The 22,145-nt window shown below is 67.4% G+C and carries 21 protein-coding genes and 1 tRNA gene; 10 read left to right on the top strand and 12 right to left on the bottom strand.

All coding sequences use genetic code 11. The features are described 5' to 3' along the window. The first annotated feature begins 27 nt into the window (after window positions 1-27). Window positions 28-1,107 carry a YheT family hydrolase gene (locus A2G96_RS03945; protein ID WP_062796956.1) on the top strand — a complete coding sequence of 360 codons (1,080 nt, stop codon included), beginning with the start codon at window positions 28-30 and terminating at the stop codon, window positions 1,105-1,107. Between the two features lie 39 nt (window positions 1,108-1,146). Further along, window positions 1,147-1,737 carry a DUF2946 family protein gene (locus A2G96_RS03940; protein WP_062796954.1) on the top strand — a complete coding sequence of 197 codons (591 nt, stop codon included), beginning with the start codon at window positions 1,147-1,149 and terminating at the stop codon, window positions 1,735-1,737. Between the two features lie 19 nt (window positions 1,738-1,756). On the opposite strand, the gene A2G96_RS03935 is transcribed toward A2G96_RS03940, so the two are convergent. Further along, window positions 1,757-3,580: a beta-barrel assembly-enhancing protease gene (locus tag A2G96_RS03935; protein ID WP_062796952.1), complete on the bottom strand. Its 1,824-nt coding sequence runs from the start codon at window positions 3,578-3,580 to the stop codon at window positions 1,757-1,759. Between the two features lie 118 nt (window positions 3,581-3,698). On the opposite strand from A2G96_RS03935, the gene moaC reads away from it, so the two are divergent. From moaC to A2G96_RS03920, 3 genes are all read left to right on the top strand, one after another. Further along, window positions 3,699-4,178, top strand: a complete 480-nt coding sequence (moaC, locus tag A2G96_RS03930) for a cyclic pyranopterin monophosphate synthase MoaC (protein ID WP_062796950.1) — start codon at window positions 3,699-3,701, stop codon at window positions 4,176-4,178. A gap of 233 nt (window positions 4,179-4,411) precedes the next feature. After that, window positions 4,412-4,855, top strand: coding sequence for a hypothetical protein (locus A2G96_RS03925; protein WP_062796948.1), 444 nt, complete (start codon window positions 4,412-4,414; stop codon window positions 4,853-4,855). Window positions 4,856-4,869: 14 nt separating this feature from the next. Continuing rightward, complete coding sequence (locus A2G96_RS03920) at window positions 4,870-5,388, top strand: glycine zipper family protein (RefSeq protein WP_062796946.1); 519 nt, start codon at window positions 4,870-4,872, stop codon at window positions 5,386-5,388. Window position 5,389: 1 nt separating this feature from the next. Here the strand turns inward: A2G96_RS03920 and A2G96_RS03915 are convergent, their stop codons facing one another. From A2G96_RS03915 to recA, 8 genes are all read right to left on the bottom strand, one after another. Next, on the bottom strand, window positions 5,390-7,207 hold the full coding sequence (locus tag A2G96_RS03915; protein WP_062796944.1) for a PglL family O-oligosaccharyltransferase: 1,818 nt from the start codon (window positions 7,205-7,207) through the stop codon (window positions 5,390-5,392). Between the two features lie 94 nt (window positions 7,208-7,301). Beyond that, on the bottom strand, window positions 7,302-7,796 hold the full coding sequence (locus tag A2G96_RS32185) for a pilin (RefSeq protein ID WP_082818836.1): 495 nt from the start codon (window positions 7,794-7,796) through the stop codon (window positions 7,302-7,304). Between the two features lie 316 nt (window positions 7,797-8,112). Next, entirely contained in the window at window positions 8,113-8,808 is a 696-nt protein-coding gene (locus A2G96_RS03910) for a TerC family protein (RefSeq protein WP_062796942.1), read from the bottom strand. A 238-nt stretch (window positions 8,809-9,046) separates the two neighbouring features. Then, the gene (gene sucD / locus A2G96_RS03905) at window positions 9,047-9,928 is read right to left on the bottom strand and encodes a succinate--CoA ligase subunit alpha (RefSeq protein ID WP_062796940.1); all 882 of its coding nucleotides are present in this window, start codon (window positions 9,926-9,928) and stop codon (window positions 9,047-9,049) included. Window positions 9,929-10,016: 88 nt separating this feature from the next. After that, entirely contained in the window at window positions 10,017-11,183 is a 1,167-nt protein-coding gene (gene sucC / locus A2G96_RS03900) for an ADP-forming succinate--CoA ligase subunit beta (protein ID WP_062796938.1), read from the bottom strand. Window positions 11,184-11,273: 90 nt separating this feature from the next. Further along, the gene (locus A2G96_RS03895) at window positions 11,274-11,981 is read right to left on the bottom strand and encodes a DUF2889 domain-containing protein (RefSeq protein WP_062796936.1); all 708 of its coding nucleotides are present in this window, start codon (window positions 11,979-11,981) and stop codon (window positions 11,274-11,276) included. A 317-nt stretch (window positions 11,982-12,298) separates the two neighbouring features. Continuing rightward, window positions 12,299-12,766, bottom strand: coding sequence for a recombination regulator RecX (gene recX / locus A2G96_RS03890; RefSeq protein ID WP_062796934.1), 468 nt, complete (start codon window positions 12,764-12,766; stop codon window positions 12,299-12,301). Between the two features lie 109 nt (window positions 12,767-12,875). Further along, window positions 12,876-13,940: a recombinase RecA gene (recA, locus tag A2G96_RS03885; protein ID WP_018008856.1), complete on the bottom strand. Its 1,065-nt coding sequence runs from the start codon at window positions 13,938-13,940 to the stop codon at window positions 12,876-12,878. Between the two features lie 236 nt (window positions 13,941-14,176). On the opposite strand from recA, the gene A2G96_RS03880 reads away from it, so the two are divergent. The 5 genes from A2G96_RS03880 to A2G96_RS03860 all read left to right on the top strand — a co-directional run bounded on the left by A2G96_RS03880 (window position 14,177) and on the right by A2G96_RS03860 (window position 18,959). Continuing rightward, window positions 14,177-14,866: a response regulator gene (locus tag A2G96_RS03880; protein ID WP_062796932.1), complete on the top strand. Its 690-nt coding sequence runs from the start codon at window positions 14,177-14,179 to the stop codon at window positions 14,864-14,866. 58 nt (window positions 14,867-14,924) lie between these two features. Further along, the gene (locus A2G96_RS03875; protein ID WP_062796930.1) at window positions 14,925-16,472 is read left to right on the top strand and encodes a sensor histidine kinase; all 1,548 of its coding nucleotides are present in this window, start codon (window positions 14,925-14,927) and stop codon (window positions 16,470-16,472) included. Beyond that, complete coding sequence (locus A2G96_RS03870; RefSeq protein ID WP_062796927.1) at window positions 16,469-16,807, top strand: DUF4212 domain-containing protein; 339 nt, start codon at window positions 16,469-16,471, stop codon at window positions 16,805-16,807. Before A2G96_RS03875 ends, A2G96_RS03870 begins: the two co-directional genes overlap by 4 nt. Window positions 16,808-17,052: 245 nt before the next feature. Next, complete coding sequence (locus A2G96_RS03865; RefSeq protein ID WP_062796925.1) at window positions 17,053-18,750, top strand: MFS transporter; 1,698 nt, start codon at window positions 17,053-17,055, stop codon at window positions 18,748-18,750. 132 nt (window positions 18,751-18,882) lie between these two features. Further along, window positions 18,883-18,959: transfer RNA gene (locus A2G96_RS03860), tRNA-Met, on the top strand. A gap of 118 nt (window positions 18,960-19,077) precedes the next feature. Here the strand turns inward: A2G96_RS03860 and mepK are convergent. From mepK to A2G96_RS03845, 3 genes are all read right to left on the bottom strand, one after another. Next, the gene (mepK, locus tag A2G96_RS03855) at window positions 19,078-19,701 is read right to left on the bottom strand and encodes a peptidoglycan L,D-endopeptidase MepK (protein ID WP_062796923.1); all 624 of its coding nucleotides are present in this window, start codon (window positions 19,699-19,701) and stop codon (window positions 19,078-19,080) included. A 41-nt stretch (window positions 19,702-19,742) separates the two neighbouring features. After that, window positions 19,743-21,332: a L,D-transpeptidase family protein gene (locus A2G96_RS03850; RefSeq protein ID WP_062796921.1), complete on the bottom strand. Its 1,590-nt coding sequence runs from the start codon at window positions 21,330-21,332 to the stop codon at window positions 19,743-19,745. A gap of 113 nt (window positions 21,333-21,445) precedes the next feature. After that, window positions 21,446-22,072 (bottom strand): response regulator transcription factor, encoded by a 627-nt coding sequence (locus A2G96_RS03845; protein WP_062796919.1) that lies wholly within the window; start codon window positions 22,070-22,072, stop codon window positions 21,446-21,448. Between the last annotated feature and the right edge of the window lie 73 nt (window positions 22,073-22,145).

Below are 22,145 nucleotides of genomic sequence, written 5' to 3'. Positions count from 1 at the left end.
CAGCGGCCCGCTGCAATACAAGCCGGCATGACGCAGCTTCCGCACCACCGCCTGCCCTACGCGATCCAGGCAGATCCCGACAGCGCGCACGGCTATGGCGAGGGCACGCCGATGCCCTGGTGGCTGCGCGGCGGCCACGCCCAGACCATCATCCCCGCGCGCTTCACGCGCCGCCCGCCGCGCGTCGGCTTTCGCCGCGAACGCTGGGCCACGCCCGACCAGGACTTCATCGACCTCGACTGGACCACCCACGCGGTGCAGGCGGATACGCCGCTGGTGGTGATGTTCCACGGCCTCGAGGGCGACTCCGGCAGCCACTACGCGCAGGCGCTGATGCATGCGCTGTCGCTGCGCGGCTGGCAGGGCGTGATCCCGCATTTCCGCGGCTGCTCGGGCGAACTCAACCTGGCGCCGCGCTTCTACCACTCCGGCGATTCGGCCGAGATCCGCTGGGTGCTCGAGCGCATGCGCCAGCACCACTGCGCCGGCGGCCGCAAGCTGCTGGTGGTGGGGATCTCGCTCGGCGGCAATGCGTTGCTGCGCATGCTGGGCGAAGACGGCAGCGGTGCCGCTTACGTGCACGCGGCCGCGGCGATTTCCGCACCGCTGGACCTGGCTGCCGGCGGCGCGGCGCTGTCGGCCGGCTTCAACCTGGTCTACACGCGCATGTTCCTGCAGACGCTCAAGCGCAAGTCGCTGGCCAAGCTGGAGCAGTTCCCGGGCCTGTTCGACCGCGACGCCATGCTGGCCAGCCGCGACCTGTACGCCTTCGACAACGTCGTCACCGCCCCGCTGCACGGCTTTGCCGATACCGACGACTACTGGCGCCGCGCCGCCAGCAAACCCGTGCTGCGCGACATTGCCGTGCCCACGCTGGTGCTGAACGCGCGCAACGATCCCTTCCTGCCGGCGCGGCACCTGCCCGGCCCCGCCGACGCCAGCGCGCAGGTCTGGCTGGAACAGCCCGAGCACGGCGGCCATGTCGGCTTCATGACGCCGCCCGCGGGCTGGCGCCGACACCTGCCGCTGCAGGCCGACGGCCGCTTCGGCGGCCATATCGAATGGCTGCCGGCACGGATCCTGAAATTCTTCGACAGCATGATGTAAGGCGGGCACCGGTCCCGACAGCCCGCCGGGGAGACAGAGATGGACGACATCGTCAGGCAGGCCATGGCACGCTGGCCCAACGTGCCCAATGCCTATGGCTGGCTCACGCTGGACCGCCGCGGGCAGTGGCGCCTGCGCAATGAATACGCGCAGCAGCACGGGCTCTCGGGCGACCCCATCCGCCATGAGGCGCTGATCGGCTTTATCGAGCGCAACTACCAGTGCGACGAGCGCGGCTGCTGGTATTTCCAGAACGGGCCGCAGCGCGTGTTCGTGACGCTGGGCTATGCGCCGTGGATCGTGCGGCTGCACCAGGGCGCGCTGCAGACCACCACGGGACAGGCCTTCACGCTGCAGGCCTGCTTTGCCGACGAGCACGGCAACGTGGTGCTGGCGGGGACCGTCGCCGGCATGGCGCCGGGCACCGCGCCGGCCTTGCAGGCGGCGCTGCTGCACGACCACGACCTGGAGCAGTTCAGCGGCGCCAGCACCTGGCATGGCGAAGCCTGCGGCGCCGACCTGGGCGTGTTCCACCACGACGGCCGCGACCTGCCGATCGAGCCGATTGCCGAGAGCGAGGTGCCGAAGCGCTTCGGCTTCGTGCGCCAGCCGGCGGCGCCGGCCGGCTGAGCCGCACGAACCTGAGAGCTCAGTTCGGCATGCCCTTGTTGTCCTGCTTGTCCTCGCGGTACTGGCGCTCCAGCTGGTGCAGGCGCGCGTCGACCTCGGACAGCGTATAGAAATCGCCGTCGCCGGCCTTGCGCGCGATCTGCAGCTGTTCGATGGCGGCCTGGTAGGCGCCGTCCATCGCATACTTTTCGGCCAGCGCCTGGTGCTGCTGCAGCCGCTTGCCCTGGCCGGCGTAGGCGCGCGCCAGCATCTCCCACCATTCGCTGCGGCCGGTCTCCTGGCGCGTGCGCTCGCGCAGGAAGCGCACCGCTTCGTCATGGCGGCCGGAGCCGATCAGGGTCTCGGCATAGACCACCGCCACCGCGTGCGACAGCGGGAAGGCCTTCATCGACGCGCTGGCCTGCGCCAGCGCCTCGGGCACGCGGCCCTGCGCGCGCGCCAGTTCCACCGCCATCACGTCGAGCATCGGGCTGCCCGAGCTGGCGCCGGGGATGTTGCCGTACAGCCGGCGGGCTTCGGCCAGTTCCTGTTCGGCGGCCGGATAGCGGCGCAGGCGCTGCTCGACGAACGCCAGCGCGTAGTGCACCGCCGGCGCGCGCAGCGCCGACGCCCCGGCCAGCTGCGTGCGCAGCGCCGCGCGCAGGTTCTGCAGGTCGCTCGGCGACGCTTCCTGGATCACGCGGGCGCGCATGCGCGCGAACTCGTATTCGGGCGTGTTGGGCACCTTGCGCTGGCTGGCGTGGCTGACGCGGTCCTGCATGTCGGCGATGCGCTCGGAGGTCAGCGGGTGGGTGCGCACATAGGACGGCACCGAGTTCTCGGCGGTGCCCGCGGCGCGCTGCAGCCGCATGAAGAAATCGGGCATGCCCTGCGGATCGAAGCCCGCCGCGGTCAGGATCTGGAAGCCGACACGGTCGGCCTCGCGCTCGGCGCCGCGCGAGAACGACAGCTGGTTGGCGATGGCGGCGCCCTGCCCGCCCATCGCCAGCGCCGCCGCCGCATCCGGGCTGCGCGTCGCGGCCAGCCCCGCCAGCACCATCGACGCCAGCGCGATCCACATCGACTGGTCCTGCTGGGTGATGCCGCGCGCGATATGTCGCTGCATCACGTGGCCGATTTCATGGCCCAGCACCGAGGCCAGCTCGGATTCGGTATCGGACTGCACCAGCAGCCCGGTATGCACGCCGATATAGCCGCCCGGCAGCGCAAAGGCGTTGATGCTGCGGTCGCGCACCGCGAACAGGTCGAAGCCGGTGGCGAAGGTGCCGGCGCCGGTCGAGCCGGAGATGTTCTGCCGCCGCGCCGCCTGCACCAGCCGGTAGCCGAGCGCGTTCAGGTAGTCGGACAGCAGCGGATCCGGCACGTACAGCGGATCGCGCCGGATATCGCGCATGATGCGGTCACCCAGGCGTTTTTCCATGTCGGGCGACAGCGACGCGGTCGACGGGTCGCCGAGGTCAGGTAGCTGCACGCCGCCGGCCTCCACCACCGCGTTGTTGGTGCGCAGGCCGAACTCGGATTTCTGGCCCGCCTTCACGCTGCGGTTCAGGTTGTCGTAAACCTGGTCCGCGGCCTCGGCCGAGCTGGCGGGCGCCGGCGCACGGGGCGCTGCCACCGGCGTCGCTGGCGCCGATGCCGGGCGCGGCGTACCCTGTGGCCACGCCGGTGCCGCGAACGTCAGCGCCAGCAGCGCCGCCAGCGGCCGCCGCCATGGCGCCCAGGCGCCGCCGGCGCGGCGGTGGCTGCCGGCTTCGCGATGTGACGCGGAACCGGCAGGAACGGCATCCGCCACGGCGCCACGGCCAGATGCGGCAGAGCTGCGAAGCGATGGGTGTTTTGGCATGTTGCTATGATAGCGGCCTCCCGTGGCCGTTCCCATCGGACGCGTCGGTCGGGCCTTTCGGGGCGACACTGGCGGCACCGGCGGCCCCATGCATGCAGTTCGCCCCAAGCTCTCGATCATGACCCAGCTCACCCATTTCGACACCGCCGGACAAGCCCACATGGTCGACGTCGGCGACAAGGCCAGCACCCATCGCGTCGCGGTCGCCACCGGCACCATCACCATGCAGCCCGCCACCTTCGCGCTGGTGCGCGACGGCAGCGCCAAGAAGGGGGACGTGATCGGCATCGCCCGCGTGGCAGCGATCATGGCCACCAAGCGCACCGCCGACCTGATCCCGCTGTGCCACCCCATCGGCCTGACCAAGGTGGCGGTCGAGTTCGCGCTGGACGAGGCCAGCGCCACCATCGCCTGCACCGTGCGCACCGAGACCCGCGGCCAGACCGGCGTGGAAATGGAGGCCCTGACCGGCGTGCAGGTCGCGCTGCTGACGATCTACGACATGTGCAAGGCGGTGGACCGGGGGATGGTGATCGGCAATGTGAAGCTGCTGGAAAAGCATGGCGGCAAGTCGGGCGACTGGGTGGCGGCGGGCTGATCGCGACCCTCGCGACAGGGCGTACGTGACGCTCGAAGTACGCCGCGCCAGGGTGGACGCGGCCTCTTCTTACGCCATATTCCTTCCCTGGTAATAAAGGTAACGCCGCATTTCCACGCGCGCCGTCGCCGCCATCCCCGCGCGACAATTTGGTATTCAATATGATTGCGGGCCGCCCGGGATCGCGGCCGGCTGACCCTGTCCGCGGCACGCGCGGGGATGAGGTGGATACCATGAACGGGCGCATGCTCTGCCAGATCGCCCTGGCACTCGCGGCCACGGCCGCCAGCGGCGCCGCCCTTGCCGGGCGGGCCGATCTCCACGATGCCGGCTGGCATGGCGGCAATGTGCGCGACGGCATGGTGAAGACGCGCACCCGCGTGGGCGTTGGCATCTATCTTGGGCCCGGCGCGTTCTACGGTGGCTATCCCTACGGCTACCCCGCTCCATACTACTATCCGCCCGCCGTGGTCGCGGTGCCCGCCGTGCCCGCGGCACCGCCGCAGTACATCGAGCAAGGCCCGAACGGCCCGGTGCCGGCCCCCGGCCCGGACGGCGTCATGCCGCAGCAGGGCTGGTGGTACCACTGCAGCCAGCCGGAAGGCTACTACCCTTACGTCGCATCCTGTCCCGGCGGCTGGCAACGCGTGCCGGCACAGCCGCCAGCCAATTCCTGACACGGGGTGACACCATGCATGCCCTGATCCGCGCCACGCTGGCCGTGGCCACCCTCGCCCTCGGCGCCTGCGCCGTGCTGCCGTCCGGACCCAGCGTGATGGCGCTGCCGGGCACCGGCAAGAACTTCGACCAGTTCCGCGCCGACGACTACAACTGCCGGCAATTCGCCTTCGGACGCGTCGGCGGGGTGTCTTCGGCCCAGGCGGCCAACAATGCCGCGCTAGGGAGCGCCGCGGTCGGCACCGCGCTGGGCGCCGCGGCGGGCGCGGCTTTCAACGGTGGCTCGGGCGCTGCCGTGGGCGCTGGCATCGGCCTGCTGACGGGCGCGGCAGTCGGCGCCGGCAATGCGCAATACGCCGGCTATGGCACGCAGCAGCAGTACGACGCTGCCTACGTGCAGTGCATGTACGCCAGCGGCAATCGCGTGCCCGTGCCGGGGCGCGTGGCCGCAGTCCCGGCGCCGGCGCCGCGGTACTACTACTATCCGCCGCCTCCGCCGCCTGTCTACTACAGCCCGTATCCGTACTACTAGGTCAGTTCCGGCCCAGTTCCGCAAGCCGCCGCGAGCGGTCGACCACCCAGCCGCAGAACGCCTGCGGGCGCTGGTCCGCGGTCACGCCGCGGCACGCCTGCGCGATCGTCGCGTACTGCGCGGCTTCGTCGCCCATGTAGTACCAGCCCAGGCGCTCCATCCACTGCCGGCCTTGCGCGGCATCGCCCGTCAGCGCCAGCAGCCATGCCGTGCGCGCGATCATGGCCGGTGTCGGCAGCAGGTGCACCGCCGCGACATGCGCGGGCAACAGTGCCGCGGCATTCTCCGGCGTGATCGCGGCCTGCCCCGCCGCATCGGCCTGCGCATGCTGGCGGAACCAGAAGCGCGGCATCGGCAACGCCTGACGGCCTTCGCTGCTGGCATATTCGCGCGCTTCGGCGCGGCGATAGTCCTGCCACATGGAGCCCAGCACCACTGCGGCCACCGCGACAAACGCGAGCATCAGCCCGCGCGCCACCGGCAACGGCACACGCCAGCGGGCAAAGCCCGACGGCTCCAGCCACCCCAGCATGAAGCAGAACGGCAGGAAGAAATACAGGTAATGCAGCGGGTATTCCAGCATCGAATGCGCGCACAGCATCGCCAGCCAGGCCAGCACCAGCACCGTCTGCCTGCGCTCTTCGGCATCGCCCTGCCACAAGCGCACCCGCACCACCCGCCACAGCCACGCCAGCAAAATCACGCCGACGCCGGCGGTGCCGACGATGCCGGTCTTGGCCAGCAAATCGAGGATCGCGTTGTGGGCGTGCAGCGACATCTCGACCTTCACGCCGACCTGATCGAGTTGCTGGAATTGCGCCCAGCCGAACTCGCCCCAGCCGACACCGAACCACGGATGGGCGCGGAACATGGCGATGGCGTGCGCCCACAGCGCGCCCCGCGCAGAGATCTGGTCTTCGGCTTCGAGCTGGGCGATGGTGTCGAACAGGCGCCAGTCGAAGGCCTGCCCTGCGGCCTTGATCGTGGGTTGCAGTATCAAGAGCATCGCCACCATGGCAACGGCAGCGACGACCAGTCCAACCGGGCGCTGCATCGGATCCGGACCGCGGCGCTCGCCTCGGGCCAGCCATGCCGCGATCAACGCGTAGCACGCGGCAAGGCCCACATGCAGCACGCCGGTACGCGAGCCGGACAGCACGATGCCGCTTTCCAGCAAGGCCACCGCAGCGAGCCACATCGGGAAACGCAAACGTCCGCGCGACGCCAGCCACACCGACGCGACCAGCGCCAGGCCGTGGACGGTGGCCTGGTGGTTGGGCTGGTTCAGGTTGCCCCAGAGGCGGCGGTTGGTGTCGTAGAAGTAGGTGGAGACGAGGCCGAAGGAGCGGGGTTCCAGGTGGAACAACTGCACCCATTGCGACACGGTACCCAGCAGGCCCGCGATCAGCAGCGCAATGGCAAGGGCGTCACCAGTATCCGATTCGCTGCCAGACTGCGTGCGGCGGTACCACCATGCCCCGGATGCCACGGCGGCGCCGAGCGACAGCGTCAGGACCGTCATCAGGCGGCTGCCGGAAAAGTCGGCGTGTCCCAGGCTCGCGAAGATCAGGCTGACGAGGACAAGCCACAAGAAAAGCTGTGAAATTAGCGGTAGCGATGCGGATGACGTCGCGGTCGTCGTCACCGGCCTGCGGGTTGCTTGAAATGCAACGGCAGCAACCGCGGCAATGCCGCACAGCGCAGCGGCCCATTCACCGTAAAACGTGGCTAGCGGCAGCGTGTGTCTGGAGACCAGCAGCGGGATGACGATTGCTGCGATGAGGGCAGCCGACGGGAGGGTTATCCGGGACGGCGGCATTGAGGCGCCTGGTTTGGGGAAAGGCGCATGATAGCTTGGGCGCGAGGCAAAGAAAAAGCGCCCGAAGGCGCTTTCGTTACAGCATCTAGAGAATTTAGATACCGGTCTGGGCACGCGTGCAGGTTGCTCCCGTCGTCGCCCCAGTCCAAACGATCGAGTTCGCGTTGCTGGTGCCGGTAAGAGTTACTACACAACCGTTTGCTGCACCCAAGTTGTTTGCCGTCGCGGTCAACTCAATAGTAGTCGTGGTCGCGGTTGGGGCAGTCGGCGCACCCGCGCCAAACAGCAGAGTAACACCAGCCGGAGCCGGTACAGCCGGGTAACCGGTCGCAGCGGTAAGCTGGGCAAGCGTTCCACATGCGGTCAAGTTACCACCGGACACTTGTGCACATTGTGCAATTGCTTGCTTCAGCGGGGCAATTTCCGTGAGCGGGCTCGACCAGCGCGACCGCGTCACATAGTCCTGATACTGCGGAATCGCAATCGCCGCCAAGATACCAATGATCGCCACCACGATCATCAGTTCAATCAGCGTAAAACCCTTCTGGACGCGGCGGCCCAGCTTCTTCAGTTTTTGTACCCGTTGCATGATTTGACCCCTCGAAGAGATTTTGGTTAAGCGTTGCACGTCTTCGGTTTCGTGACGCGGGGACGATTGAGCAGCAAGCGTGCCAGGCGCATCCCCCATCGGTAGGGGGTCAAAAGCGACAAATTTCGTCACCCGTCGGGGTGACGCTTGCCGCTTGCGCCAAAAATTGTCACCTGGGACCGCTACCACAGGCAAGCGCGACAAAAAGTGCGATCACTCACATGAGTTAGTTGGCAGGGGCACCGACACACGCGGCGCTCCGCTCAACGAAAAAGGGCGGCCAGCAGGCCGCCCTTCCGTTCCATGCTGACTCTCGTCAGGCCGTCTGTGCCGACCGGCGGCTCAGCAGCTTACCGATGATCACCACCAGGATCGCGCCGGCGGCGCCGAAGACCAGGTGGGCGTGCGGCACGTGGACTTCGAACCAGGCGGCGTCGACCGGGTCGCTGACCAGCATCTCGCCGGCGAGATAGCCGAGCAGCGCGGCGCCCAGCACGATGATGACCGGGAAGCGCTCCATCACCTTGAGCAGGATGGTGCTGCCGAACACGATCAGCGGAATCGACAGGCCCAGGCCGACGATCAGCAGCAGCAGCTGGCTGCCTTCCGGCCCCTTCTGCGCGGCGGCGGCCACGGCGACCACGTTGTCGAGCGACATCACCAGGTCGGCGATCAGGATGGTGCGGATCGCGGCCCAGATATTGTCCTTGGCGTCATGGCCGTCTTCGTCGTCCTCGCCGGTCAGCAGCTGCACGCCGATGTAGACCAGCAGCACGGCGCCGATGATCTTCAGGTAAGGCAGGCTCAGCAGCTTGACCGCGGCCACGGTCAGCACCACGCGCATGATGATGGCGGCGGCGCTGCCCCAGAAGATGGCTTTCTTCTGCTGGGCGGGCGGCAGGTTGCGCGAGGCGAGCGCGATCACCACCGCGTTGTCGCCGGACAGGACGATATTGGTCAGGATGATCGATCCCAACGCAATCCAGAAAGTGGTGGAAGACAGCAGTTCCACGGGGAGGCTCCTCGAGTTCTATGTGGTGGTGCGCCCCGTCATCTGACGGGTTTTCGGATGTCTGAAGGCGCAGACATGACTGTTTAACCGATGAACCTTTCGATTAGATTTCAATCTTGTAATGTTCAGGGCCATCATGGCGCGTGAATCACTTCCCCGCAAAAGACAAAGCCCCCGCCGAAGCGGGGGCATTGCTGGAACGGTCGATCCCGCTGTCGCGGGAAAGTCGGCCAGGGGCTTACAGCATTGCCTTCAGCAGGCGGCCCATTTCCGACGGGTTCTTGGTCACCTTGATACCGCAGGCTTCCATGATTTCCAGCTTGGCCTGGGCGGTATCGGCACCGCCCGAGATCAGCGCGCCGGCGTGGCCCATGCGCTTGCCCGGAGGCGCGGTCACGCCAGCGATGAAGCCGACCACCGGCTTCTTCATGTTGTCCTTGATCCAGTTGGCCGCGTTGGCCTCGTCCGGACCGCCGATCTCACCGATCATGACCACGGCGTCCGTTTCCGGATCGTCGTTGAACATCTTCATCACGTCGATGTGCTTCAGGCCGTTGATGGGGTCGCCACCGATGCCGACGGCCGACGACTGGCCCAGGCCCAGCGCGGTCAGCTGGCCCACGGCTTCGTACGTCAGCGTGCCCGAGCGCGACACCACGCCGATGCGGCCCTTCTTGTGGATGTGGCCCGGCATGATGCCGATCTTGATTTCGTCCGGCGTGATCAGGCCCGGGCAGTTCGGCCCCAGCAGCAGGGTCTTCTTGTTTTCGCGGCGCATGCGGTCCTTGACTTCCATCATGTCGCGCACGGGGATGCCTTCGGTGATGCAGACCACCAGGTCCAGGTCGGCGTCAACGGCTTCCCAGATCGCGGCAGCGGCGCCTGCGGGCGGCACGTAGATGACCGACACGGTGGCGCCGGTCTGGGCCTTGGCGTCCTTGACGCTGGCGTAGATGGGAATGCCTTCGAAGTCTTCGCCGGCCTTCTTCGGGTTCACGCCGGCGACGAAGGCGTTCTTGCCGTTGGCGTAGTCGCGGCAGCCACGGGTGTGGAACTGGCCGGTCTTGCCGGTGATGCCCTGGGTAATGACTTTGGTGTCTTTGTTGATCAGAATCGACATGCTTTCGTCCTTTGCTTGACTCTGGCAGCGCGGGCAAAGGCCACGCGCGCTGCCGAAGTTCGCTTGTATTGGGTAACGGCGCCTCGGCTTACTTGCCGGCGGCGGCAGCCACGACCTTCTGGGCGGCTTCTTCCATCGTGTCGGCCGAGATGATCGGCAGGCCCGAGTCAGCCAGCATCTTGCGGCCCAGCTCTTCGTTGGTGCCCTTCATGCGCACGACCAGCGGCACGTTCAGCGACACGGCCTTCGACGCCGAGATCACGCCTTCGGCGATCACGTCGCAACGCATGATGCCGCCGAAGATGTTGACCAGGATGGCCTGCACGTTCGGGTTCTTCAGCATCAGCTTGAAGGCTTCGGTCACCTTCTCGGTGGTGGCACCGCCGCCCACGTCGAGGAAGTTGGCCGGCTCGCCGCCGAACAGCTTGATGGTGTCCATGGTGGCCATGGCCAGGCCGGCGCCGTTCACCAGGCAGCCGATGTTGCCGTCCAGCGAGATGTAGGCCAGGTCGAACTTCGAGGCTTCGATTTCGTTGGCGTCTTCTTCATCCAGGTCGCGGTAGGCGACGATTTCCGGATGACGGAACAGCGCGTTCGAGTCGAAGTTGAACTTGGCGTCGAGCGCGATCACCTTGCCGTCGCCGGTCAGGATCAGCGGGTTGATTTCGGCCAGCGAGGCGTCGGTTTCGTAGAACGCCTTGTACAGGCCTTGCAGGGCCTGGCGGGCTTGCGCCACGCTCGCGTCGGGCACGCCGATCTTGCGGGCGATGTCGTCGGCGTCAGCGTCGGTCAGGCCGGTCGACGGCTCGACGATCAGGGTGTGGATCTTTTCCGGGGAGTGGGCAGCGACTTCCTCGATGTCCATGCCGCCTTCGCTCGACGCCATCAGGGCGATCTTCTGCGACACGCGGTCCACCACCAGCGAAACGTACAGTTCCTTCTTGATGTCGGCGCCTTCTTCGATCAGCAGGCGGTTGACCTTCTTGCCTTCCGGACCGGTCTGGTGCGTGACCAGCTGCATGCCGAGAATGTTGGACGCGTAGGTCTTGACCTCGTCCATGCTCTTGGCAACCTTGACGCCGCCGCCCTTGCCGCGGCCACCCGCGTGGATCTGCGCCTTGACAACCCACACCGGGCCGCCGAGCTGTTCTGCGGCCTTCAGGGCCTCGTCAACCGAGAACGCGGGGATGCCGCGCGGAACCGGCACATTGTATTTGCGCAGGATTTCCTTGCCTTGATACTCATGGATATTCATGCGTGTTTCCTTTCGGGTAGGCGTAAAAGGTAGAAGGGAAGAATCTGAAAGAAGACGAACTCTCTCGTCGGGGCTGGCCGATCCTGAGAATCAGCCGGAGGTGCCGGTCGGCCGGTCGGCCGGGACAGCGTCGTTGCCGTCGATTGCGTGACCACCGCGGTCGCCATTGGCCGCGGGCTGCTGCGCCTGGGGCGCGGATGCGACGGCAGGCGCGGCCTCGGCCCTTGCCTTGGGCGTCGGCTGGTGACCATACCAGCGCGGGTAAAACTGACGAACCACCTCGCCGTCGAAACGCAGGGCGTGGCAGCCGTTCAACTGATAGGGCGGTTCCGGATTCGGATCGTCCTCGCCGTTGTCGCGGATACTGATGACCTCGCCGGCAAAGGCCTGGATCGCGGTGCTGGGCAGCACGCCGGCGGCTTCGGTCAGGTGGGAACAGCCGCCGACCCCGCCCAGGCGCTCGCGCACGGCCTTGCGGAAACCCTTGCGCAGGTTCAGTCCGATCAGCTTGCGGTAGGCCGGACCGATGGTGTCGCACTGCGACGGGTAAGGCACCCAGTCGGAACAGGCTTCGGCATCCAGCACCGTCATTTGCTCATCGATCGTGATGCGCAGCCACAGGTCGTGCAGCGGCTGGCCTTGCGGGCGGATGCGGTCGCCGGCCAGTTCGATGTCGCGGGGCTTGGTGTCGGTCAGGCGCACCTCGATGTCCCACAGGCCGTCCTCCCTCTGGTACGCCTCGGCCGCGATGGCGCGACGGTGACGCAGGGAGCGGTTGACGGGCTGGGACAGAGGCATGGCCAGGCTGGAGATACGGAAGATTCGGAGAATACGGGGGGCTGGGGCACCGTGGTGCCGCGGCACCGAATAACCCGGGGAGTTTAACATGCCATGCCGCGTTGGCCGGGAACATCCTTGTGCGCCAACTGTCGCGCCCGGATTGTCGGCCGACCATGGCAGCGTGGCAGCCCGGGCCGCCTTGCCGCAATGCACCAGCAGGCACCGGCTTCCCGGCCGCGACAAAGCTCAGGCGCCGGCAGGGCGCGATGACGCAACGCAGCGAAATACACATGATGGCAATGCAGGTAATTGCCTGCGCTGCCACGCCGCGCGGCTCAGTCCGCGTCGCCGTAGTCCTCGTCCGCGCCCTGGATGATCTTGCCGACCACCGCGCGCGAAAAGCCGCGCGCCACCATGAAGCGGATCTGCCTGGCGCGCGCCTCGGGCGTGTCGGGCGGCGTGCCGAAGCGCTTGCGCCAGACCTCGCGCGCGCGCTCGGCCTCGGTGGCGCGCAGGCGCTCCTGCAGTTCGCCCAGCTGTTCGCTGTCGAGCTTGTGGGTCTTGGCCTCCTGCATCACGCGCGCGGTGCCGTAGCGGGCGCCGCGGCGATGCACGAGGCTGTCGGCAAAGCGCTGGTTCGACAGCCAGTTCTCGCGCTCCAGCGCGTCCAGCAGCTGTTCCAGCTGCTCCGGCGATTCTGCATGCGGCGCCAGCTTGCGCGCCAGCTCGGCGCGGCTGTGCTCGCGGCGCGACAGGTAGCCGACGGCGCGGGCCTTCAGCGACAGCGGGGGACGGGTTGCCATGGGTGACCGGGATCAGCGGTTGGGAAGACGGCGCCGCCCGCCAAGCAAAAAGGCCGGGGCATCGGCGATGCCCCGGCCTTCCCGGATGGCGCGACGGCCGCCGGTGCGGTCAGTCTTCGACCGTTGCCGCCGCGGCTGCGGCGGTGGGGTTCATGGCCACCACGCCCAGCGCCGCGCGCACCTTGTTTTCGATCTCGGCTGCAATGTCCGGGTTCTCGCGCAGGTATTCACGGGCGTTGTCCTTGCCCTGGCCGATCTTCTCGCCGTTGTAGCTGTACCAGGCGCCGGACTTCTCGACGATCTTGGCATCGACGCCCAGGTCGATGATCTCGCCCTGGCGCGAGATGCCCTGGCCGTAGAGGATGTCGAAGAAGGCCTCGCGGAACGGCGGCGACACCTTGTTCTTGACCACCTTGACCTTGGTCTCGTTGCCGATCACGTCGTCGCCCTTCTTGATCGAGCCGATGCGGCGGATGTCCAGGCGCACCGAGGCGTAGAACTTCAGCGCGTTGCCGCCGGTGGTGGTTTCGGGCGAGCCGAACATCACGCCGATCTTCATGCGGATCTGGTTGATGAAAATCACCAGGCAGTTGGTGCGCTTGATGGTGCCGGTCAGCTTGCGCAGCGCCTGGCTCATCAGGCGGGCCTGCAGGCCGGGCAGAGAATCGCCCATTTCGCCTTCGATTTCGGCCTTGGGCACCAGCGCCGCGACCGAGTCGATGATGATCAGGTCGATCGAGCCCGAGCGCACCAGCGCGTCGGTGATTTCGAGGGCCTGCTCGCCGGTGTCGGGCTGCGAGATCAGCAGGTCGCCGACATTGACGCCGAGCTTGGAGGCGTAGTTGACGTCCAGCGCGTGCTCGGCGTCGATAAAGGCGCAGGTGCCGCCCAGCTTCTGCATCTCGGCCACCACCTGCAGCGTCAGCGTGGTCTTGCCCGACGATTCCGGCCCGTAGATCTCGACCACGCGGCCGCGCGGCAGGCCACCGACGCCAAGCGCGATGTCCAGGCCGAGCGAACCGGTGGAAACCACCTGGATGTCCTTTTCGACCTCGCCGTCGCCCAGGCGCATGATCGAGCCCTTGCCGAACTGCTTCTCGATCTGGGAGAGCGCGGCGGCAAGCGCCTTCTGCTTCTCGGCGCTCACGCCGGCACCTGCCTTCTTGTCGTCCATGGTCGTCCTTGAATCAAATGGTGTATAAATAGGCCGCATGTGGCGCGGCACCGGCATTTGCCGGCATCAGCGCCGGCCCGGCTGTCTGCGCGGCCGCACTCCAGGGGGTCTCCCCGGGCGGCCCCAGCGGAACGTGCGGGTACTGTATAAAAAGACAGTATGCTTGGCAAGCCCCTTCGCGCCCCCGTGCCCGTTGCGCACCGGTGCCGGCTATGCCGGCCAGGGTGGAGACAACCATGCGCATTCTGATCGCCGAAGATGACGACGTGCTGGCCGACGGCCTGACCCGTTCGCTACGCCACTCGGGCTACGCCGTCGACCATGTCGCCAATGGCCTGGAAGCCGACTCGGCGCTGTCGACCCAGACCTTCGACCTGCTGATCCTCGACCTGGGCCTGCCGCGCATGTCCGGGCTGGAGGTGCTCAAGCGCCTGCGCGCGCGCGGCGCGATGCTGCCGGTGCTGATCCTGACCGCCGCCGACAGCGTCGACGAGCGCGTCAAGGGCCTGGACCTCGGCGCCGACGACTACATGGCCAAACCCTTCGCGCTGTCCGAGCTGGAAGCGCGCGTGCGCGCGCTGGTGCGGCGCGGCGCCGGCGGCGGTGCCACGCTGATGCGGCACGGGCCGCTGGCGTACGACCAGGTCGGGCGCATCGCCTATCTCAATGACCAGATGCTGGAGCTGTCCGCGCGCGAGATCGGCCTGCTCGAGATCCTGCTCACGCGCAGCGGCCGCCTGGTATCGAAGGAACAGCTGGTGGACCACCTGTGCGAATGGGGCGAGGAAGTCAGCAACAATGCCATCGAAGTCTATGTGCACCGCCTGCGCAAGAAGATCGAGGTCGGCGGCATCCGCATCGCCACCGTGCGCGGGCTGGGCTACTGCCTGGAGAAATTCCAGCCGGCGGTGGCCACGCCGCATTGATCCTCACTGATCCCATTACCGCAGGCCACGCGACCGACCTGAGCGCAACCTCGCCGACATGAGCCTGCTGCGACTGCCCTGGCGGCGCGTGCCGCGCGCCACGCCCCCTCCCCCCTCCACGCCGGACGCTACCGACCAGGACCTGGCCGACGCGCTGCCGCACCTGGAGGAAAGCACCGCCCACCCCGCGCCGCGCTCGCTGTTCGGCGAGATCCTCGACTGGATGCTGGCGCCGCTGCTGCTGCTCTGGCCGATGAGCATCGCGGTGACCTACCTGGTGGCCAAGTCGATCGCCAATGGTCCGTTCGACCGCGCGCTCGAAGCCAGCGCCATCGTGCTGTCGCAGCAGGTGCGCGAGGTCAACGGCCGCGTCACGCTGCAGCTGCCGCTGTCGGCGCGCGAGATCCTGCGCGCCGACGAGACCGACAATATCTACTACCAGGTGGTCGGCAAGCGCGGCGAGTACATCGCCGGCGACCAGGACCTGCCGCTGCCTTCCGAGGAAGACCAGGGCCACGCCGGGCTGGTGTCGCTGCGCGATGACCGCGTCGCCGGCAACGACGTGCGCGTGGCCTACACCTATATCGAGCTGAAGCAGGTCAGCGGCACCCAGCCGGTGCTGGTGCAGGTGGCCGAAACGCTGGACAAGCGCGCGCGGCTGGCCAACGAGATCATCAAGGGCGTGATCCTGCCGCAGTTCGTGATCCTGCCGCTGGCGGTGGTGCTGGTGTGGTTCGGGCTGTCCCGCGGGCTGGCGCCGCTGACCGCGATCCAGCAGCGCATCCGCGCACGCAACCCGGGCGATACCAGCCCCATCGACGAACGCGCCGCGCCGCAGGAGATCACGCCGCTGGTGGGCTCGTTCAACGACCTGCTGGCGCGGCTGGACCAGTCGGTGCAGACCCAGAAGCGCTTTATCGCCGATGCCGCGCACCAGATGAAGACCCCGCTGGCGGGCCTGCGCATGCAGGCCGAGCTGGCGCAGCGCGAGCAGTCGCCGGAAGAACTGCGGCGCTCGCTGGCGCAGATCGCGGGCAGCTCGGAACGCACCGCGCACCTGGTGACGCAGCTGCTGTCGCTGGCGCGCATGGAAAACCTGGCCGGCACCGGCGGCATGGCCGCGCTCGACCTGGCGGCGCTGGCGCGCGAAGTGGTCAAGGACTGGCTGCCGCGGGCATGGGCGCGCGACATCGACCTGGGCCTGGATGCCGACGACCATCCGGTGATGGTCCAGGGCAATCGCCTGATGCTGACCGAGATGCTGAACAACCTGCTCGACAACGCCATCCGCTACACGCCGCGCGGCGGCCGCGCCACGGTGCGGGTCAGCGCCGACGCCTTCGAACCGTTCGCCTATCTGGACGTGGAAGACACCGGCCCGGGCATTGCGCCGTCGGAGCGAGAGCGCGTGATGGAGCGCTTCTACCGCGTGCTCGGCACCAACACCGAAGGCAGCGGCCTGGGCCTGGCGATCGTGCGTGAAATCGTGCAGCAGCACGGCGGCGACGTGCAGATCTCGGACCACGTCTACCAGCAATCGCCACGGCTGGCCGGCGCGCATTTCCGCGTGACGCTGCGCCGTCCCGAAAACTTTCCGTCCGCATGAACGACACCCCTGCCCCCGGCAGCGCCGACGCGCGCCATCGCCTCGCCTGGCATCGCAACCTGCGCTGGATCGGCGGCCTGCTCGCGGTCTGGTTCACGGTCACCTTCGTGGTGGCGTGGTTTGCACGCGACCTGCGCTTCGACTTCTTCGGCTGGCCGTTCTCGTTCTGGGTCGGCGCGCAGGGCGCGCTGGTGGTCTATGTGCTGATGGCCGCGCTCTACGCCTGGCGCATGAACCATGACGATGCCGAAGCCGAAGCCCACCGCGCCGGGCCGCCGCCGGCGGCAATGCCATCGCAAGGCGCGTCGCGCGGGCCCGGCGCGGATGCTGCATAGCCGCACGCCTGCAACGCGCATAACCGTGCGGAGCGCACGTGCCGAAGGCCCGCAGCGCAGCATCCACGGACCCGTGCGCGCCTAGCGTATACCCCGACGTTTTTTGCTGGCGGCACGCCGGAATCTGTCAGAACGCAGTAAGTTTCGCCACCCACAATCCTCTGCAACTCTGGGCATAGGGCCAGCCGCGCGGCGCTTTCCGCGCGCCACGCCCGCCCCGGGATCCATTCCAGACGGAGGAGACAATGGCAAACGTGCAAAACGTTGCGGTGCCCGGAGGGGGCGCGCAGAACGCACCGATGACTGCCGAAGAGCGCAAGGTGATCTTTGCCTCGTCGCTGGGCACGGTGTTCGAGTGGTACGACTTTTACCTGTATGGCTCGCTGGCGGCGATCATCGCCAAGCAGTTCTTTGCCGGGCTGGACCCGACCTCGGCCTTCATCTTCGCGCTGCTCGCGTTTGCCGCCGGCTTTATCGTGCGGCCGTTCGGCGCGCTGGTGTTCGGCCGCCTCGGCGACATGATCGGGCGCAAGTACACCTTCCTGGTGACGATCCTGATCATGGGCGTGTCGACCTTCATCGTCGGCCTGCTGCCCGGCTACGCCACCATCGGCTGGGCCGCGCCGATCATCCTGATCGCGCTGCGCATGCTGCAGGGCCTGGCGCTGGGCGGCGAGTACGGCGGTGCCGCGACCTACGTGGCCGAACACGCCCCGCACGGCAAGCGCGGTGCGTACACCTCGTGGATCCAGACCACCGCCACGCTCGGCCTGTTCCTGTCGCTGATCGTGATCCTGCTGTGCCGCGAGGCGACCGGTCCCAACTTCGAGACCTGGGGCTGGCGCATCCCGTTCCTGCTGTCGATCCTGCTGCTGGGCGTGTCGGTCTATATCCGGCTGTCGATGAATGAATCGCCGGCGTTCCAGCGCATGAAGGCCGAGGGCAAGACCTCCAAGGCACCGCTGACCGAATCGTTCGGCCAATGGCGCAACCTGAAGATCGTGATCCTGGCGCTGCTGGGCCTGACCGCCGGCCAGGCCGTGGTCTGGTACACCGGCCAGTTCTACGCGCTGTTCTTCCTGACCCAGGTGCTCAAGGTCGATGCCAAGACGGCCAACCTGCTGATCGCCGGCGCACTGGTGATCGGCACGCCGTTCTTCATCTTCTTCGGCGCGCTGTCGGACAAGATCGGCCGCAAGTGGATCATCATGGCGGGCTGCGCGCTGGCCGTGCTGACCTACTTCCCGCTGTTCAAGGCCCTGACCCACTACGCCAACCCGGCGCTGGAGCGCGCCCAGCAAAGCGCCCAGATCGTGGTGACCGCGGATCCGAAGCAGTGCTCGTTCCAGGGCAGCCCGATCGCCCGCGAGATCGACTTCCGCAGCTCGTGCGACATCGCCAAGCGTACCCTGGCGCAGGCCTCGGCAAGCTATGAAGTGGTCGAGGCCCCGGCCGGTACCGTGGCCAGCGTCAAGATCGGCGACAAGGAGATCAAGGCCTTCGATGCCAAGCTGGTGAACGGCCACAGCTTCGACGACGCCAGCAAGCAGCAGATCGCGGCGTTCAAGAAGGAAGTGGGCAGCTCGATGGCCGCGGCCGGTTACCCGACCAAGGCCGACCCGGCGCAGATGAACACGATCATGGTGCTGGTGATCCTGGTCATCCTGGTGATCTACGTCACCATGGTGTACGGCCCGATTGCCGCCATGCTGGTGGAACTGTTCCCGACCCGCATCCGCTACACCTCGATGTCGCTGCCCTACCATATCGGCAACGGCTGGTTCGGCGGCCTGCTGCCCACCATCTCGTTCGCGCTGGTGGCCCAGAACGGCAACATCTACTACGGCCTCTGGTACCCGATCATCATCGCCGCACTCACCTTCGTGGTCGGCGCGCTGTTTATCCGCGAGACCAAGGACGTGAACATCTACGCCAACGACTGAGCGGTCGTGCGGCATTAAGCAGACGGCAGGCCCGCGAGCCTGCCGTTTTTTTATGCAGCGAAGCGTCGTGCAAAATCTTCGCCGGAAGGTGTTGACAGGCACGAAAGCCCAGGTATAATCTCAGTCTTCGTTGGCGAATTAGCTCAGTCGGTTAGAGCGACGGAATCATAATCCGCAGGTCCGGGGTTCGAGTCCCTGATTCGCCACCATCTATTTGAAAAGCCGCGGTCCCGCAAGGGTTCGCGGCTTTTTGCTTTGGTGCTCGAGGACAGGCGTTCGTGGCAACGACACAAGGCCGTCCACGCCGGACGGCCCCGCGGGCAATGCTTACCAGTAGCGCACGCGCCCGGTGTCGAGATGCACGAACTGGTCGGACTCGTAGTAGCCGACGCCGCCGCGCTGCAATGACTTGGCGGCATCGCGCACATCGGCCAGCGACACGCCGGCCAAACGAATGTCGATCGCCTTGCCGTCCATATGCAGGCTGTGCTTGGCCACCCCGCCGCCGCGCGAGTTGCGCAGGCGCGAATTGGTGGCCGGGCTGCGGTAGCCGGAAATGACCTGGAACGGCTTGTCGGTGCCGAGTTCGCGGCGCACCTGGAACAACAGGTCGAACAGCTGCGGATCGATGGTGCCGACCTTGCCAGAATAATGGTCGCGCAGGAAACCGTTGAGCGTGGTCAGCGCCTCGGGCACGAAACGCTCGCCCACGGCATAGACCAGCGACACGCGCTCGCCGGTGTGGGTGTGATCGAAAGCCAGCGTGCGGGCATCCGGCAGGCCGGCCAGCGCCTGGTTGGCGGGCAGATTCCCGGGCAGATTCGCAGGCAAATTCCCGGGCACGCTGGCCAGCGCACCGCGCGGCGCCAGCGGCATCAGGCCGGCGGCGAGCGCCAGGGTTCCGGTGGTATGAAGAAAGCGGCGGCGTGCCTTGCGCGTCGCGTCAGTCATGGTACTCCTCTGAATGTGCGGGGTGCGGCGCCTGAGACGCCTCAAGGGGCGACGCCGGAGGCGCTTGCCACAGCGCGCGGCTGGGGGCGGCCGTTGCGTTGCCGCAGCGCCTTGTCCAGCAATTTGTCGTGACCGTAGATGTCAGGCAGGAAGGATACACGACCATCGGCGCGCGCGATGACCGTGCCGTAAGCCAGCACCACCGGCAACGGCTGCTGCAGGCGCACCGTGTTCGACTTGCCCCGTGCCATCGCCTCGCGGATCCGGGCTTCGTTCCATTCCGGCATATCGTGCAATACGAATTGCGCCAGCGCTACTGGGGCTTCCACGCGGATGCAGCCGTGGCTGAAGTCGCGCCGGTCGCGCTTGAACAGCTGCGGCGACGGGGTGTGGTGCAGGTAGATGTTCTCGTTGTTGGGGAATACGAACTTGATGTCGCCCAGCGCGTTGAGCGGGCCGGGCCGCTGGCGGATGCGCAGGCTGCCGTTCAGCACCGCCTCCAGGTTTTCCTCGGACAAGGTGGTCACGGCCTTGCCGTCGCCGCCAACGAACTCCAGCCCCTGCCGGTTGAAATAGCCCGGATCGCGGCGCAGCCGCGGCACCGTTTCGCGGCGCGCGATCGACGGCGGGATGTTCCAGTAAGGGCTGAATTCGATATAGCGCATGTCCTCTTCGAACAGCGGCGTGCGCGTATCGAGAGCCTTGCCGACGATCACCTTCATCTCCAGCTTGATGTCGAGCTTGCCGTCGCGGATTTCATAGGCGCGCAGCATGAATTCCGGCACGTTGACCACAATCATGCGCGGACCGTCCAGCGGGGTCCAGCGCAGGCGCTCCATGGTCAGTTCGATCTGCCGCACGCGCTCGGCGATGGGCAGGTTCAGCTGCGCCAGCGTGGCCGCGCCGATCACGCCGTCGGGCTGCAAGCCATGGCGCGACTGGAAGGCCTTGACGCCATCGACCAGCACACCCTCGTAGCGCGGCGGCGCCTGCGTGCCGGCCGGCAGGTCGCCCAGCACCACCAGGCGCGCGGTCAGCGCCGCGGCGCCGGTCCACGGCTGGCCCGGCGTCAGCTTGCCGGCCGGCAGCGGCGGCAGCGGCTGTTGCCACACCGGCTGCCGCGCAATGTCGCGGTAGCGGGCCAGGGCCTGGCGCAGCGTGCCGTACAGCGGAAACGTGGGTGCCGCCAGGCGGATGGCCTCGGGCAGGCGATGCTGGGCAACGGCATCGCGCAGCCAGGTGGCCGGATCGAAAGGCCGTTCGGCCGACGGCGCGAAATTGGCATGGACCGCGCGCGGGTTGATGCGGCCGCCGTGCAGGTCGGACAGCATCCGCTCCATGGCGGCGCTCAGCGCCGCATCCAGCCGCGCCGCGGCATCGGGCGGCAGCGCCGGGCCGTGGGCGGCCTGGGTTACCGCCTGGCGCAGCGCTTCGGCATCGTAGTCGCGCGGATCGAGGCCATCGGCGGCCACCGCGGCCAGCGCATCCACTGCCTGGCGCGCCTCCGGCACTGGCCTGCCCTGCAAGAACCACATCGGCTCGTTGGCGAAGGCGGGAACGGCGAGCCACGTGGCACAGGCAATGACGACGGCGCCAAGGCGGCGCACGGCAGCATTCAGGGTCTGGGGCATCGGGCGGATAGCTCGGATTCGTCACAGATGCCCACAGTCTACCCGCGATGGCCGACGGGCGCGGCAAGGGCGCGGCAGTAGGCGCATGCCGCGGCAAACCCGCCAGGTGACGTTCACCACACCAGCTGGTGCCGGCGCGCGTAGTCCACCATCTCGACCAGCGAACCCACGTGCAGCTTGGCCATGATATTGGCCTTGTGCGTGCTGACGGTCTTGCTGCTGATCAGCAGCTGCGCCGCGATCGACTTGTTGGAATGCCCGCGCGCCAGGTATTGCAGGATGGTGATCTCGCGGTTGCTCAGCCGCGGCAGGCCCGCCTGTTGCTGCTCGCCGAGCTGGCGCACGGTCTCAAGCGTCTGCAGCGGAAACACCAGATAGCCGCTCAGCACGCCGCGCACGGCCTGCATCACTTCCTCGACACCGCGCTGCTTGACCACGAAGCCGTGCGCGCCGGCGCGCAGGGCCCGTACCGGCGCCTGGGCGGTGTCGTTGCCGGACAGCACCAGCAGCGGCACGCCGGGCAGCGTGGCCACCACCCTGCGGACAAAGTCGATGCCGGGATTGCCGAAGCGTTCGACGTCGACCAGCACCAGGCCGGGCCGGTGCTCGCGGGCAAGGCGGTAGCCCTCGCGGACTCCATCCGTTTCCAGGACCTCGTCGGTGTCAAACTCGGCGGCGAGTTCGGCGCATAACAAGGTGCGGAACCTCGAGGGTTCGTCGACGATCAGCGTTGGGGGCAATTCAAGGCTCCTTAACAACTGGCGGGGAATCGGCCAGGGGACTGGCTATGCCAAGGTTAAGGGCCCTGAGGAG

It is taken from the genome of Cupriavidus nantongensis, from assembly GCF_001598055.1.
GTDB lineage: Bacteria > Pseudomonadota > Gammaproteobacteria > Burkholderiales > Burkholderiaceae > Cupriavidus > Cupriavidus nantongensis.
The sequence above is the reverse complement of the archived record's forward strand: the minus strand, read 5'-3'. Positions and strand labels throughout refer to the sequence as shown.